Annotated in this window: 9 protein-coding genes; 3 read left to right on the top strand and 6 right to left on the bottom strand. The window is 69.0% G+C overall.

The genetic code is table 11. From position 1 onward, the window contains the following. Window positions 1-30 precede the first annotated feature (30 nt). Entirely contained in the window at window positions 31-2190 is a 2160-nt protein-coding gene (locus QZ749_RS21405; RefSeq protein ID WP_296951140.1) for a S46 family peptidase, read from the top strand. 104 nt (window positions 2191-2294) lie between these two features. Here QZ749_RS21405 and QZ749_RS21410 read toward each other — a convergent pair whose 3' ends face one another. Continuing rightward, window positions 2295-3221, bottom strand: coding sequence for a LysR family transcriptional regulator (locus QZ749_RS21410; RefSeq protein ID WP_296951143.1), 927 nt, complete (start codon window positions 3219-3221; stop codon window positions 2295-2297). A gap of 124 nt (window positions 3222-3345) precedes the next feature. On the opposite strand from QZ749_RS21410, the gene QZ749_RS21415 reads away from it, so the two are divergent. Further along, on the top strand, window positions 3346-4446 hold the full coding sequence (locus QZ749_RS21415) for an NADH:flavin oxidoreductase/NADH oxidase (protein ID WP_296951146.1): 1101 nt from the start codon (window positions 3346-3348) through the stop codon (window positions 4444-4446). A 124-nt stretch (window positions 4447-4570) separates the two neighbouring features. Here the strand turns inward: QZ749_RS21415 and QZ749_RS21420 are convergent, their stop codons facing one another. Beyond that, the gene (locus tag QZ749_RS21420) at window positions 4571-6055 is read right to left on the bottom strand and encodes an APC family permease (protein ID WP_296951149.1); all 1485 of its coding nucleotides are present in this window, start codon (window positions 6053-6055) and stop codon (window positions 4571-4573) included. Window positions 6056-6293: 238 nt separating this feature from the next. Between QZ749_RS21420 and QZ749_RS21425 the strand changes: the two genes are divergently transcribed. Next, window positions 6294-7487 (top strand): globin domain-containing protein, encoded by a 1194-nt coding sequence (locus tag QZ749_RS21425; RefSeq protein WP_296951152.1) that lies wholly within the window; start codon window positions 6294-6296, stop codon window positions 7485-7487. A gap of 275 nt (window positions 7488-7762) precedes the next feature. Here the strand turns inward: QZ749_RS21425 and QZ749_RS21430 are convergent, their stop codons facing one another. From QZ749_RS21430 to QZ749_RS21445, 4 genes are all read right to left on the bottom strand, one after another. Continuing rightward, window positions 7763-8635: a head GIN domain-containing protein gene (locus QZ749_RS21430; protein ID WP_296951155.1), complete on the bottom strand. Its 873-nt coding sequence runs from the start codon at window positions 8633-8635 to the stop codon at window positions 7763-7765. Window positions 8636-8810: 175 nt separating this feature from the next. Continuing rightward, on the bottom strand, window positions 8811-9926 hold the full coding sequence (locus QZ749_RS21435; protein WP_296951158.1) for an NADH:flavin oxidoreductase/NADH oxidase: 1116 nt from the start codon (window positions 9924-9926) through the stop codon (window positions 8811-8813). A 149-nt stretch (window positions 9927-10075) separates the two neighbouring features. Further along, window positions 10076-11074, bottom strand: a complete 999-nt coding sequence (locus tag QZ749_RS21440) for a succinylglutamate desuccinylase (RefSeq protein WP_296951160.1) — start codon at window positions 11072-11074, stop codon at window positions 10076-10078. Between the two features lie 3 nt (window positions 11075-11077). After that, window positions 11078-15808, bottom strand: coding sequence for an NAD-glutamate dehydrogenase domain-containing protein (locus tag QZ749_RS21445; RefSeq protein ID WP_296951163.1), 4731 nt, complete (start codon window positions 15806-15808; stop codon window positions 11078-11080). Window positions 15809-15930 lie beyond the last annotated feature (122 nt).

Raw genomic sequence — 15930 nt, forward strand, 5'->3', positions numbered from 1 at the left:
CGAGACCACAGACACCATAAAGACCACGCGATGAAAAAATCCATTCTTGCGCTCGCCATCCTGACCAGCTTCGCCGCCCAGGCCGAAGAAGGGATGTGGATGCCGCAGCAGCTGCCACAAGTAGCCAAGCAACTGAAAGCCGCCGGCCTCAAGCTCGACCCGGCATCCCTGACCAAACTGACCGAGTTCCCGATGGGCGCCGTGGTGAGCCTGGGCGGTTGCTCGGCGTCCTTCGTCTCGCCGCAGGGCCTGGTGATCACCAACCACCACTGCGTGTACAACAGCGTCGCCGTGAACTCCACGACGGAGCGCGACCTGCTGACCGACGGCTTCCTGGCCAAAACGCTGGGCGAGGAATTGCCGGCCGCGCCGGGCAGCCGCGTGTTCGTGACCGAGGAAGTGGCCAACGTCACCAACCGCGTCATCTCGCCGGACGTGGCGAAGCTGACCGGCAAGGCGCGCGTGGAAGCGATGGAAAAGAACCAGAAGGTCCTGGTGTCCGAGTGCGAGAAGGACGCCGGCTACCGCTGCACCGTGGCCAGCTTCTACGGCGGCCTAGAGTTCTACCGCATCAAGCAGCTCGAGATCCGCGACGTGCGCCTGGTGCACGCGCCGCCGTCGGGCGTCGGTAAATTCGGCGGCGACACCGACAACTGGATGTGGCCGCGCCACACCGGCGACTACGGTTTCTACCGCGCCTACGTCAGCAAGGATGGCAAGGCCGCCGACTTCTCGAAGGACAACGTGCCGTACCAGCCGAAGCACTTCCTGAAGATCGCCAAGGAAGGCGTCAAGGAAGGCGACTTCATCATGGTCGTCGGCTACCCGGGCCGCACCAACCGCCACCGCCTGCCGTCGGAAGTGGCGTACACCTTCGACTGGAACTACCCGGCCTTCGTGAAGGCATCGGGCGAGACCCTGGCGATCATCGAGCGCGAGACCAAGAACGACCCGGCCGCCAAGCTGAAATACGCGGGCCAGATCGCGGGCGTGAACAACTACTACAAGAACCGCAAGGGCATGCTGACCTCGTACGAGAACAGCGACATCCTGGCGCGCAAGACCGCCGAGCACAACGCCCTGAAGGCCTGGGTCAACGGCGACGCCAAGCGCAAGGCCGAATTCGGCGCCGACATCGATACCGTCGAGAAGCTGATCGCCCAGCGCGACGCCCAGACCAAGCGCGAATTCTTCCAGTCCTACGCGACCCCGCGCTTCCTGAACTCGGCGCGCACGCTGTACCGCCTGGCCAACGAGCGCACCAAGCCGGATGCCGAGCGCAAGTCCGGCTACCAGGAACGCGACATGGCGCGCCTCAATGCCGTCATCGCCGGCCAGGACCGCACCTACGACGAGAAGGTCGACAAGGCGCTGGTGCTGAACTTCCTGAAGCAGTACAACGCGCAGCCGGCGGCCGAGCACAACGTCGCCTTCGACAATGCGCTGGGCATCAAGCCGGGCATGGACGAAGCCGCCCTGAAAGCCGCGCTGGACAAGGTCTACGCCGGTTCGAAGCTGCAGGACAAGGCATTGCGCACCAGCTGGATGACCAAGTCCCCGGCCGACTTCAAGGCCAGCGACGACGCCTTCATCAAGGCCGCCGTCGCGATGTACGACGCCGACCGCAAGGACGAGGCGGCCGAGGAAGAACTGGGCGGTAACATCCAGAAGGCCTACGCCAACTACATGAAGGCCAAGATCGCCTACATGAACAGCCGCGGCCAGGCCGTCTACCCGGATGCCAACAGCACCCTGCGCGTCACCTTCGGCAACATCAAGGGCCGCGACTACGGCGCCGACGGCACCGGTTCCTGGACCGCCTTCACCACCGTGAACGGCGTGGTCGCCAAGGCCACCGGCGAAGGCGAGTTCAACGCGCCGCAGAAGCAGCTGGACGCCATCAAGGCCAAGGACTTCGGCCGCTACGTCGATCCGAAACTGAAGACCGTGCCGGTCAACTACCTGGCCACGCTGGACATCACCGGCGGCAACTCGGGTTCGGCCGCGCTGAACGCGAAGGCCGAGCTGATCGGCCTGGCCTTCGACGGCACGCTGGACTCGATCATCTCGGACTGGGACTTCAACCCGCGCGCCACCCGCGACATCCAGGTCGACGTCCGCTACATCCTGTGGAACATGGAGAAGGTCGACCATGCCGACAACCTGCTCAAGGAGATGAACGCGCTGTAATCGCGCGTTTTCGGGCCTCATCGGCAAGCCACGCTGCGCACCGCAGCGTGGCTTTTTTTACGGCCGGCGCGCACCGAGGCGGCGCGGGCCCGGCATGCCGGCGTTCACCGGCGAGCAGCCTGCCCCGGTCCGACCGGCGCCGGCCGCTTTCCCGGCACCGGCAGCAGGCACGCCGCGCGGATGTGCTCCACCACGCGCCGGGCGCGCGCTGACAACGGCCATTCGGCGCGGTGGATCAGCCACAGCTGGTCGACCACGGGCGGGCCGCAATCGATCACCCGCACCTCGTCCGGGCGCGCGAACGCCAGGCGCGCATGGCGCGGCAGCACCGTGAAGCCGAAGCCGCGCGCCACCGGTTCCAGGATCAGGCCGATCTGGTTGACGAAGCCGCGCAGCGGCAGGCTGCGCACGCCCGGATTGCCGGGATAGCGACGGCTCAGCAGGCGCGTCGCCATCGCCTGGCCGTCGGGATGGTCGATGAAGCCCAGCCGCGCCAGGTCGTCCCAGGAATGGGCGGGGGAATGTGCCGGGGCGACCAGTTCCAGCGGTTCCTCGATGAAGGGCTGGCAGGCCAGGCGCGCATCGTCCGGCTTGAGCGTGACCAGGCCCAGTTCGTAGTCGTTCTGCAGCACGGCGTCGCGCGCCTCGGCATCGGGCGCGAAGCGGCAGCGCACCGTCAGCCCCGGATGCCGCTGCTGCAGGTCGAGCAGGACCGGGTACAGCCCCAGGCCGGTACTGCCGGGCGTGACCAGGCTGACTTCCCCGCGATCGGCCTGGTCGTCGGCCAGGCGCGCCTGCAGGCGGCGGTCGGCCTGCGCCACCTCGGCGCAGTAGTCGAGCAGCGAGCGTCCGGCCGGCGTCAGTTCGATCTGGCGCGGACGGCGGATCAGCAGGGGGCCGAGTTCGTCTTCCAGGTGCCCCAGGTGCTGGCTGACGGCGGCCTGGGTCAGCCCCAGCTTCTCGGCGGCGCGGGTGAAACTGCCGGTGTCGGCCAGTGCCGCGAAGCTGCGCAGCCATTGTCGGTTCAGCATGATTCTATAAGCATGTTTTATGGATGGGATAATCTGCCATTAGTGTACTTTATTGGCGGCCCGGCTTAGCCTATCGATCCCGCGCCGTCCATGCACCCGGCGCCCATCCACCGATCGAGAAACCATGTCAGCACTGTTCACCCCCTTCACCCTCAAGGACGTCACCCTGCGCAACCGCATCGCCGTGCCGCCGATGTGCCAGTACCGCGCCAACGACGGCTTCGTCAACGACTGGCACCAGGTCCACTACGCCGGCCTCGCGCGCGGCGGCGCCGGCCTGGTGATCGTCGAGGCGACCGCCGTGTCGCCGGAAGGCCGCATCACGCCGGGCTGCGCCGGCCTGTGGGACGACGCCCAGGTCGAGGGCATGGCGCACATCGCCGCCCGCATCAAGGCCGCCGGCGCCGTGGCCGGCATCCAGATCGGCCACGCCGGCCGCAAGGCCAGCGCCAACCGCCCGTGGGAAGGCGACGACCACATCCCGTCCGATGCGCCGTACGGCTGGGACACCATCGCGCCGTCGGCCATCGCCTTCGGCAAGGGCCTGCCGAAGGTGCCCAGGGCGATGACGCTGGACGACATCGCGCGCGTGAAGGCCGACTTCGTGGCCGCCGCGCGCCGCGCCCGCGCCGCCGGCTTCGACTGGCTGGAGCTGCACTTCGCGCACGGCTACCTGGGCCAGAGCTTCTTCTCGCCGCATGCCAACCAGCGCACCGACCAGTACGGCGGCGACTTCGCCGGCCGCAGCCGCTTCCTGCTCGAGACCCTCGAGGCCGTGCGCGAGGTCTGGCCGGCCCACCTGCCGCTGACGGCGCGCATGGGCGTGATCGAATACGACGGCAACGACGAACGGACGCTGGCCGAGTCGATCGAGCTGACCCGCATGATGCGCGCGCGCGGCCTGGACATGCTGAGCGTGAGCGTCAACTTCGTCATCCCCGACGTGGCCATCCCCTGGGGTCCGGCCTTCCTCGGCCCGGTGGCCAAGCGCGTGCGCGAGGAAGCCGGCCTGCCGGTGGCGTCGGCCTGGGGCTTCGACGGCCCGCACCTGGCCGAACGCGCGGTGGCGGACGGCCAGCTCGACCTGGTGATGGTGGGCCGCGCCCACCTGGCCAATCCGCACTACCCGCTGCAGGCCGCGCAGGAACTGGGCATCGCGCGCCCGACCTGGGTGCTGCCGGCGCCGTATGCGCACTGGCTGGAGCGCTACAGCATGCAGAAGTAAGCCAGCGCTTACCTAGCATCCACCCGTCGCCCCGGCGCAGGCCGGGGCCGAATTTTTTGGTGCAGTCGATCTGCGTGCAGAACTTGGCTCCCCGGCCTCCGCCGGGGCGACGGTGTGATGGAACCTAGTGCATCGTCTCCGACACCTGCGCCTTGTTCAGGCGGCTGTTGCGAATCCCGTAGCCGAAATAGGTCACGATCGCCACCGCCATCCACACCGTGAATACGACATAGGTCGTGTGCGACAGCCCGAACACCAGGTACAGGCAGGCCAGGATCGACAGCCCCGGCACCAGGTAGGGGCCGAACGGCACGCGAAAGCCCTTGCGGCCCGTCTCGCCCTGCTTGCGGCGGATGACCGGCACGGCGATCGAGACGACCATGAAGGCCGTCAGCGTGCCCATGCTCACCATGTCCCACAGGAAGGTCGCATCGACCAGGCCGGCGACCAGGCCCACGACGAGGCAGACGATCACGGTATTCACGACCGGCGACTTGGTGCGCGGGTTCACGGCCTGGAAGGCCTTCGGGATCAGGCCGTCGCGCGAGATCGCGTACAGGATGCGCGTCTGGCCGTAGATCGTCACCAGCGTCACCGAGAACACGGAGATCACGGCGCCGGCCGACAGCACCAGCGCCGGCCAGGCCTTGCCGGTCACGTTCTGCAGGATCACGGCGAGGCCCGCTTCCTGGCCCTCGAACATGTGGGCCGGCTGGGCGCCCATCGCGGCGATCGCCACCAGCATGTAGAACACGGTCACGATCAGCAGCGCCGCCAGGATCCCGATCGGCACGTCGCGGGTCGGGTTCTTGACCTCTTCGCCGGCGGTGGCGATGGTGTCCAGGCCGATGAAGGAAAAGAACACGGTGCCCGCCGCGGCGGTCACGCCGGCCATGCCGCCCAGGCCGTGGCTGGTGGCGGACGCGTAGAACGGGTGGAAGTTGTTGATGTCGAAGCCGGTGAAGGCGATCGCGGCGAAGAACACCAGGATCGCCAGCTTGATGACCACCATGACGGCATTCGTCGTCGCCGATTCCTTGGTGCCGCGCACCAGCAGGACGCAGCACAGGATCACCAGCAGGATCGGCGGCAGGTTGACGTGGCCGGAATGGAGCTCGACGCCGTTCTTGCCCGACACGATCATCGGCGAGCGCAGCGCGTCCGGGATGTGCCAGCCGAGGGCGTTCTGCAGGAAGTTGTTCAGGTAGTCGGACCAGCCGATCGCCGTGGCGCTGGCCGCCAGGCCGTATTCGAGCAGCAGGCAGGCGGCGACGATGAAGGCGGCGAATTCGCCCACGGTGGCGTAGGCGAAGGAATACGAGGAGCCCGACGCCGGCACGCGGTCGGCCAGTTCGGCGTAGCACAACGCCGTCAGGCCGGCCGTGATCGCCGCGAACAGGAAGGACAGCACCACGGCCGGACCGGCCTTGGGCACCGCCTCGACCATCGTGAAGAAGATACCGGTGCCGATGGTGGCGCCCACGCCGATCATCGTCAGCGGAAACAGGCCGAGCGTGCGGCCCAGGCCGTCGCCATGGGCATGCCCGGCTTCGAACTGGTGCTGGGAATTCTTGGTTCGGAAGAGCTTTTGGCCCAGGGTCTGGTTCACGGGTAGTGTCCTCTGTCGCACTGCGGTAATACGGTCGTCATGCGGATGAGATATATCCCATCCAAAGTTTGCGATTATAGGGCCTTTGCCGTTGCTATCTTCAATGCAAGAAAAAATACTTTTCTTGAAGATGCATTTTCAATGCATCTTTGTGTAGAATGGTCGAGCCAAGCGCCCGCATGACGGGCATTTTTCGAGACTTTAAGATGCATTTGAAATGCATCATCAAGGAGCCGCCATGATTTCCGAAGCATCCCGCCCCTACATCGACGCCAGCGTCCCGGTCCTGCGCGAGCACGGTCCGACCATCACGAAGCGCTTCTATGCCGACATGCTGGGCACGCACCCGCAGCTGACGCGCCTGTTCAACATGGGCAACCAGGCCCAGGGCGTGCAGCAGCAATCGCTGGCGGCGGCCGTGTTCGCGTACGCGGCGAACATCGGCAATCCGGAGGCGCTCGGGCCGGTGGTCAAGCGCATCGTCCACAAGCACGTGTCAGTCGGCCTGCGCGCCGAGCACTACCCGATCGTGGGCCACCACCTGCTCAAGGCGATCGCCGAGACGCTGGGCGACGCCGCCACCGCGCCGCTGATGGACGCCTGGAAGGAAGCCTACGGTTCGCTGGCGCGCCTGCTGATCGCGGCCGAGGCCGAGCTGTACGGCACGGCCGGCATCCAGCCGGGCGAGACGCGCCCCCTGCGCGTGACCGAGACGAAGCAGGAAAGCGCTAACGTGCTGTCGATCCGCATGGTGGCCGACGACGACCGCCCGCTGCCGCCGTTCCAGCCGGGCCAGTACGTCAGCGTGGCCGTCGACCTGCCGGGCGGCCGCCACCAGTTGCGCCAGTACAGCCTGTCGGACGCACCGGGCACGGGCAGCCTGCGCATCTCGGTCAAGCGCGAGGACGCCAGCGCCGCCGCGCCGGCCGGCGAAGTGTCGAACTGGCTGCATGCGAACGTCGCGGTGGGTTCGGTGCTGCAGGTCTCGCACCCGTTCGGCGAATTCACGCCGGACACCGAATCCGACCAGCCGCTGGTGCTGCTGTCGGCCGGCATCGGCATCACGCCGATGGTCGCGACGCTGCACCGCATCGCCCGGGTCCGGCCGCAGCGCCGCGTCCTCTTCGCGCACGCGGCGCGCGACCGGGCGCACCACGCGCTGGGCGCCGAAGTCGACGCGCTCAGGGCGACGATGCCGAACCTGTCGGTGGTGAATTTCTACGAGGATGCCGCGGGCGCGGACGGCGTGCTGGAAGGCCGCATGGACGTCGCCAGGCTGCCGTCCTGGGCACGCGAGGAGACCGACGTCTACCTGTGCGGTCCCGGCAAGTTCATGCAGGCCCAGTGGCTGGCGCTGCTGCACGCGGGCGTGCCGGCGGCGAGGCTGCACCGTGAGGTGTTCGGGCCGGAGTTGCTCGATCACCTGCTTTAAGCGGCGGTGCTGGGTTAGCGCAGGGGTTAGCGCAGGGTTAGCGCAGGGTTAGCGCAGGGGTCAGAGCCCGGTGTTGATTTTCAAAGGGCTCTGACCCCGGTTTTCGGCCCGCGCCACCAGCACACCGGGGTCAGAGCCCCTGAAAACCAACACCGGGCTCTGACCCCTGCTCTGGCCTCTGCTCTGGCCTCTGCTCTGGCCTCTGCTCTGACCCCTGCTCTGGCCTCTGCTCTGCCCCTGCTCGGCCCCCGCCCTGCCCCTGCCCTCCCGCCGCCTCAATTCACCAGCTGCACCAGATTCCCGCTCACCGACCGCTGCGCCGGATTGCCGTACACGCGGATGCCGCCCGAGCCGCCGTTCTGCGCGATCAGCGACTGCCTCACGTTGGCCGTGATCCCGCCGGACCCCGTCGACGACAGGTCGGCCTGTTCGCTCGCGAGGTGCGCGAGGTCCAGCTGGCCGGAGCCGCTCGCGCGTGCGGTGAGCGCGCGCACGCTGCCGCCCACGCGCAGCTGGCCCGACCCGTCCAGCTTGACGATCGCATAGTCGCCGCGCACCTGGCCCACGTTCATGTGGCCGGAGCCGGTCAGGCGCAGGTTGGCGCTGGCGCTCTCCAGCATGGTGGCGTCCAGGCTGCCCGAACCCGCGCTGTCCGCATCCAGGCTGGCCACGCGGCCGGCCAGCACGGTCGTGCCCGATCCCGAATTCGACACCGTCAGCGGCGCGCCGTTCAGGCCCTGCACCGACAGGCGGCCGGAACCGCCGCGGCGCACGTCGGTCAGGCGCGGCACCGTGTAGGTCACGCGCACCGGATTGCTGCTGCGCCAGGAGCGCTCGACCTCGACGACGAGGCGGTCGCCGCGCACGTCGGTGCGCACCAGCGGCAGGATGTTGCTGTCCGCCTCGACCAGCAGCGAGGTGGCCGGACCGACGCGCACGTCGACCACGATCGAGCCGCTCACCTCCAGGCCCTGCACGGTGCCGACCGCGCGCTGGTCGCTGGCGAGGACGCCGTTGCCCTGCACGCCATCCTTGGAGAACGGCGTGCGGACCTGGACGTCGCCGTCCGTGCCCGGATTGACGACGATGGCGCAGCCGCCGAGGGCGGCGCAGGTGACGGCAACGGCGATGGCGAGGGAGGTGCGCATGGAGAGTCCTTGTCTTGTTGTCTGTGGATGGGGCGGCAATGCCGACGATCCACTCTAGCAAGGCCCATGCGGACGGGTCCGCCCCGTGCGACGAACTGCAGGATTGGCGGGACGAGCGGTCGCCCGGCCTCCCTGCGCGCGTCCGCTGCGCACGGGGGGCGCAGCAGGCAGGCTCCTAGCGCTGCCCGAGCCGCGTATCGCCGAACAGCGCCTTGTGCTCGCGCGGCTGCGAGCGCCAGTACTGCGGCGGCGCCGTCACCGTCGCGCCCAGTTCGGCCGCCGCGTGCCACGGCCAGCGCGGGTCGTACAGCATGGCGCGCGCCAGCGCCACCAGGTCGGCCTGGCCGTCGGCCACGATCGCCTCGGCCTGGCGCGCCTCGGTGACCAGGCCGACGCCGATGACCGGCATCGCCACCTCCTGCTTGATGCGCGCGGCAAAGCCGATCTGGTAGCCCGGCGCGACCGGGATCTGCTGGTGCGGCGACACGCCGCCGCTGGACACGTGGAGGAACTGGCAGCCCAGCGCCTCCAGCGCGCGCGCCAGCACGACGCTCTGCTCCACGTCCCAGCCGCCCTCGACCCAGTCGGTGGCCGAGATGCGCATCCCCACCACCATCCCGGGCGAGACGGCCGCGCGGATCGCCGCGAACACCTCGAGCGGGAAGCGCATGCGGTTCTCGAGCGAACCGCCGTAGTCGTCGTCGCGCCGGTTCGCCAGCGGCGACAGGAACTGGTGCAGCAGGTAGCCGTGGGCGCCGTGGACCTCGATCGCATCGAGTCCCAGCGCATCGGCGCGGCGCGCGGCCGCCACGAAGGCGTCCTTCACGCGCTGCAGGCCGTCGCGGTCGAGCGCCAGCGGCACGGTCTCGCCGTCGGCGTGCGGCACGGCGGACGGCGCCACGGTCTGCCAGCCGCGCGCCTGGTCGGGCGGGATGTTGGCGCCGCCCTGCCAGGGCACGTCGCTGGACGCCTTGCGCCCGGCGTGGCCGAGCTGGACGGCAATCTTGATCGGCGCATGGCGGCGGATGGCGTGGACGATGGGTTCCAGCGCGGCCGCGTGCTCGTCCGACCACAGGCCCAGGTCGTCGGGCGAGATGCGGCCGTCCTCGGTGACGGCCGTGGCTTCCAGCTCCAGCATGGCCGCGCCGGACAGGGCCAGGTGGCCCAGGTGGATCATGTGCCAGTCGGTGGGAAAGCCGTCCCGGGCCGAGTACTGGCACATGGGGGCGATGACGATGCGGTTGGGCAGGTCGAGGGGACCCAGCTGGAAGGGGGAAAACAGATGGCTCATGAAAGACTCCCGTGTGATGCAAATGCCTGGTGGGCACGGGGTGCCCACCCTACGTCTTCACATGAACCGTAGGGTGGGCACCCCGTGCCCACCAAAAACCTGCGATACAGGTAGTCTAACGCGCACGAAAGATTCGTGCCGAAGGAGGATCAGCCGACACGAACCACCATGATCCCCGCCCGCAGCCCGACCCGCACGTCCGGATTCGGGAACACGACGAACTCCTCGTCGTGCTGCACGGTGTACACGGTATCGCCGTCGGTGGCGATGACGTCGCCCTTCTTCAGCGGCGTGAAGTTCTCGGTCTCGCGCCCGAACGCCATGCGGAAACCGTCGGACAGCTTCATGATCGAGCGCGCCGTGTCGAACACGCGCGGCGCCGGCCCCCCGCCCGACGCATCGCCGCGCAGCAGGCCGTGCAGGGCCGACGCCATCGCCGCGAACTGCGACAGGTCGTTCTGCCCCAGCGTCCCGATGCGCCCCAGCTCCAGCGTGGACGACGCCGCGCCGTGGTGCTGCGCCGTCCAGTAGCTGTAGGTGCCGGCCGACGCCGGATTCATGATCACGGCCTCGATGCCGCCCCTGCCCAGCCAACCGATCAGCCGGTTGCGGGCGCCCTCCTCGATCAGCTGCGGGACGATCGCGAAGCGCGGGTAGCGCGAACCGCGGATCGCCGTGTGCAGGTCGAGGTGCCAGCGGCGCGCGCCGCCGCCGTTGAAGAAGGCGGCGGTGGCCGCGATCAGCGCATCGGCGCGGCCGGCCTCGAAGGTGCCGGCCAGGTCGCCGCGCTCGCTGCGGAACATGCGGTTCAGGTCCGCGTCGATGAAGCGCTTGCCCGCCGCGATGGCGTCGATGTTCCCGACGCACAGCATCAGGTCCACCCCCAGCGCCGCGGGTTCGCGCGACAGCGCCTCGACGGCGTGCGCGACCATCTCGATCGGTCCGGTCTCGTCGCCGTGCACGCCCACCGACAGCAGCACGCTCGCGCGCTCCGGGGAGCGCGCGGCGGCGGTGACGGTCAGGACGCCCCTGGCGGGCAGCCCGACCGCGAAGCCGGCGGCGCCAAAGCGCGCGGCGACCTCGTCGAAATCGGCGCGGGCCAGGGCCCGTACCGATGCCGGCAACGCGTCATGGTTGGCCGCGCTCATGGTTCAAGCCGCCAGGCGTTCCGGGCTGGCGCCTTCCGACAGCGCCCAGACGTCCAGCATCGCCTGTTCGAGGTCGGTCGCCTGCGCGTAGCCGCTCAAGCCCATGGCCGCGGTCAGCTCCTGCACCGCCGCCAGCATGTCGCCGCCCTTGCTGCGTTCCAGCGCCAGCAGCAGCAGGCGCTGCTGCGTGCGGCGCAGGGCCTGCAGCGCGTAGTTGCGCAGCTGTTCCTGCGACTTGCTGGTGGCCGGCAGCTTCAGGCCGCGCTCCAGCGTGTCGATGCCGGCCTGCTGGCGCAGCGCCATGCCGACCTGCAGGAACTGCGCCAGCGACATGCCCTGCGGACGCTGCACCGACACCGCAGCGAACAGGAACGCCGCCAGCGATTCGATCGTGTCGACCGCCTTCCACGCCTGCGCGAAGGCCGGCGACAGGCCGCTCTGCATGTCGGCCTCGGTGCGCGGCGGCATCAGCTGCGCCACGTCGTCCGGGGACGCGAACAGCGCCGACAGTTCCTGCATGCCGCCGGCGCCGGCCTGCTCGGCCGGCAGCGACAGCACGCCCTCGATCACGGTGCGCAGCATCAGGCGGGTACGCGCATCGACCTGTTGCGAGACGTCGCGCGGCACCACCAGCGCATCCGCGTCCAGCGCGTCGAACACCGGCGCCAGGTGCAGCGCGGCCCAGGCCTGGCCCCATGCGGTGACGACGGCGGTGTCGTCGATGCGGTGTTCCAGCGCCAGGTCGCGCAGCATCAGCGGACCGCAGCGGTTGACCGATTCGTTGGCCAGCACGGTCGCCAGGATGGCGTTGGCCAGCGGGTGCGCCAGCGGATCGCGGGTGGCGACCAGCTGCGCCGGGAAGTACGGGCGCAGGATGGTCTCGGCCCACGGCTGCTCGACCAGCGGCAGCGCGGCGAGGGTGCGCTTGAAGCGGTTCTTGACGTTGGCGATGACCACCGCCAGTTCCGGCGTGGTCAAGCCCTGGCCGGCGGCCTTGCGGCGCTGCAGCTCGGCGTCGCCCGGCAGCTGTTCCAGTTCGCGCGAGACGGCGCCCTCGGCTTCCAGGCTGGCGATCAGCGCGGCATAGCCGTCGACCACGGCGGCGTTCGATTGCGCCTGCGCTTCGCGCACCAGCAGGTGGGTCTGCAGGGTGTTGTCGCGCAGGACCAGGTCTTCGATGTCGCCGGTCATCTCGTTCAGGATACGGTTGCGGTCCGCCTCGGGCAGCTGGCCCGCGTTGACTTCGGTGTCCAGCCAGATCTTGACGTTGACTTCGTGGTCGGAGCAGTCCACGCCGGCCGAGTTGTCGATCGCATCGGTGAAGATGCGGCCGCCTTGCAGGGCGAACTCGATGCGGCCGGCCTGGGTCGCGCCCAGGTTGCCGCCTTCGGCCACGACCTTCACGCGCAGCTCGTTGCCGCTGACGCGGATATTGTCGTTGGCGCGGTCCTTCACCTGCGCATGGGTCTCGGTCGACGCCTTGATGTAGGTGCCGATGCCGCCGTTGTAGAACAGGTCGACCGGCGCCAGCAGGATGCGGTGCATCAGCTCTTCAGGGCTCAGGCTGGTTTCCTGGATGTCCAGCGCGGCGCGCACTTCCGGCGAGATCTCGATGTGACGGGCGCTACGCGGATACACGCCGCCGCCCTGCGAGATCAGCGACTTGTCGTAGTCTTCCCACGAGGAGCGCGGCAGCGCGAACATGCGCTGGCGCTCGGCGAACGAGACGGCGACGTCCGGGTTCGGGTCGAGGAAGATGTGGCGGTGGTCGAACGCGGCCAGCAGCTTCAGCTGGCGCGACAGCAGCACGCCGTTGCCGAACACGTCGCCCGACATGTCGCCCACGCCGACCATCGTCACCGGGGTCGTGTTCATGTCATGGCCCATCTCGTAGAAGTGGCGCTTGACGGCTTCGAACGCGCCCTTGGCGGTGATGCCCATCTTCTTGTGGTCGTAGCCGTTCGAGCCGCCCGAGGCGAACGCGTCGCCCAGCCAGAAGCCACGCGAGACGGCGATGCCGTTGGCGATGTCGGAGAAGGTCGCGGTGCCCTTGTCGGCGGCCACCACCAGGTACGGGTCGTCCTGGTCGTAGCGCACGGTGTCCGCCGGCGGCACGATCTCGCCGCGCACGCGGTTGTCGGTCACTTCCAGCAGGCTGGCGATGAACAGGCGGTAGACGGCTTCGCCCTCGGCCGCCACGACGTCGCGCGCGGCGTTCGCCGGCATCTGCTTGCAGACGAAGCCGCCCTTCGAGCCGGCCGGCACGATGACGGCGTTCTTGACCATCTGCGCCTTCACCAGGCCCAGCACCTCGGTGCGGTAGTCTTCCATGCGGTCCGACCAGCGCAGGCCGCCGCGGGCGACCGGGCCGCCGCGCAGGTGCACGCCTTCGAAGCGGCGCGAGAACACGTAGATCTCGCGGAACGGACGCGGTTCCGGCACCAGCTGCAGGTTGCTGGTGTCGAACTTGAAGATGATTTTTTCGCCCCGGCCTTCTCCCGACTTCTGGAAGTAATTGGTGCGCACGGTCGCCATCACCAGGTCGACCAGCGCGGCCAGGATTTCCTCGGTGTCGGCGTGGTTCACGGCAGCCAGCGATTGCTTCAGCGCGTCCAGCCTGGCGACGCCGGAGGCGCGCTCTTCCTGCGACAGCGCCGGGTCGAAGCGCAGCTTGAAGCCCTCGACCAGTTCGCGCACGAGGTCGGCGCGCACGCGCAGCGTCTCGGCCATGTAGCGGGTCGAGAACTTGCTGCCGGCCTGGCGCCAGTAGCTGATGTAGGCGCGCACCAGCTGCACTTCGCGCAGCGACAGGCCGCCTTCGATCGACAGGCCGTTCAGGCGGCCGTCTTCGGCCTCGTCGTTGATCAGCGCGGCGAACAGCTCTTCCGCGACCTGCGCGATGCCCGGCCTGGCCAGGCGGGCGGCGGAATCCGCGTCGACGATCAGGCTCGTCACGTAGTGGCGGGTGCCGTCGGGGGTGGCGATCCAGAAGCTCTGCTCGCGGTCGATGGCCACGCCGGCGTTCTGCAGCGCCGGCAGGATGCGCGACAGCGACGGCACCGAGCCGGTCGAGTACAGGCGGACGGACGAGAAACTGCGGGAGCCGTCCGTTTCATTGGCTTCGATGCGCACCGAGACGTGGCCCGGCTTGCCGTTGCTCAGGATGGCGCCCACGTCGCGGAAGGCGACTTCGGGCGCGGTGGCGGCCACGTAGTTCACCGGCAGCGCCGGCAGCAACTTGCGCAGCGTGTTGCGGGTCGGGACGTCCTCGACGCTGTCGATCAGGGCGGTGTAGCGGTCGTGCCAGCCGTCCAGCACGGCCAGCAGCGGCTTCTGGATGTCGGTTTCGAGGTCGAGCGGATTGCGCGCGGCCTGGGCGATCAGGTACACGCGCGCCAGCGGGCCGTCGGCGACCAGGGTCTGGGTACGCACGTCGACGGCGCCCGAGCTGTCCTTCAGCGCCTGCGCCATCGCGGCGACGACGGCCGCGCTGTAGCGCTCGCGCGGCAGGTAGACCAGCACGTTCAGGTGGCGCGCGTAGACGTCGCGGCGCGCGAACACCTTGGCGCGCGGCTGCTTGTACAGCGACACGACCGAGCTGCACACCTGGGCCAGCCATTCCGGATCGGCTTCCAGCGCCTCGGTGCGCGGCAGCGATTCCAGGATCTCGATGAATTTCTCGGCGCGGAAGCCTTCCTGGCGCACGCCGGCGATGCCCAGCACCTTGGCCACGCGGCCGCGCGCGAACGGCAGGCGCGCCAGCGGGGTCGAGGTGGCGGCGCGGGTAAACAGGCCGACGAAGCAGTGCTCGCCGACGGTGTTGCCCTGGGCGTCGAGGGCGCGCACGCCGATGAAGTCCAGCGGCTGGTCGCGGTGCAGCGTGCCGGCCACGTCGGCCTTGACGATCGACAGCGGCTCGTCGCGCTTGGACAGGATGTTCAGGTCGCCCGGGATGTTCTGCAGGCAGGTGCCGTACACCGGGTGCGCGGTGTCCTGCAGCACGCCGATGCGGCTCGGGATGTCGCGTTCCAGCTCGGTCACGCCCGGCTTGACGAAGTAGTAGGCGTAGCCGAACGGCTCGAAGCCTTCGTTCTTGGCCCATTCGAGGAAGGAAGCGACTTCCTGGCCGTTCGGGGTGCCCTGGGCCGCGGCGGCGGCGGCCACCTGCGTCATGCGGTCGCGCATGGCCAGGTCGTCGCGATGGACGATGGCGGCGTCGCGCGCCACCATCTGCAGGCGCTCGACCAGGGCCGCCAGTTCTTCCTGCGGCAGGTCCTCGGCCAGCAGGCACAGGACGTAGGACTCGAGCGGCGCGCCGGCGTCGCCGACGGCGCTCACCTTGCCCGCCGCGTCGCGGCGCACCGGCAGCACGGCGTTCATCACGCCCGAGGCGACCACGCGCTGGCGGCGCAGCGCCATCACGAAGGAGTCGACCAGGTAGGGCATGTCCTCGTTCAGGATCAGCAATGCCGTCGACATGCCGCCGCGCCCGTCCTGGTAGCGCATCTGCGCGATCTGGCAGCCCGGCGCGGTGCGCTGGACCACCTGCGCGAAGCCGTCCCACAGGACCGGCGCCAGGGTGGCGGGGGCGATGCCGGCCAGGTCTTCCTCGTCGAGGGCGCCGAGCCAGGCGCCGATCAGCGCGCCCACCTGGTCGCCAGCGTCGGCCGGCTTGTTCTCGTTGACGAGCGCAAGGGTGCGGGTGCGCAGGTCTTGAGGCATGTCTTTGTTCATTTGCTTCTCCAAAGCTGATTGATTGCGCGGGACGCGCCGCGGCTTGTGGCGTGGGCGCTTCCCGCTTTTACGGACAGGGTTGTCCCGTCCCGATCTCGTGCTTTCTTGTTCTCGAAAGCTAA

It is taken from the genome of uncultured Massilia sp. (genome assembly GCF_913773735.1).
Lineage (GTDB): Bacteria > Pseudomonadota > Gammaproteobacteria > Burkholderiales > Burkholderiaceae_D > Telluria.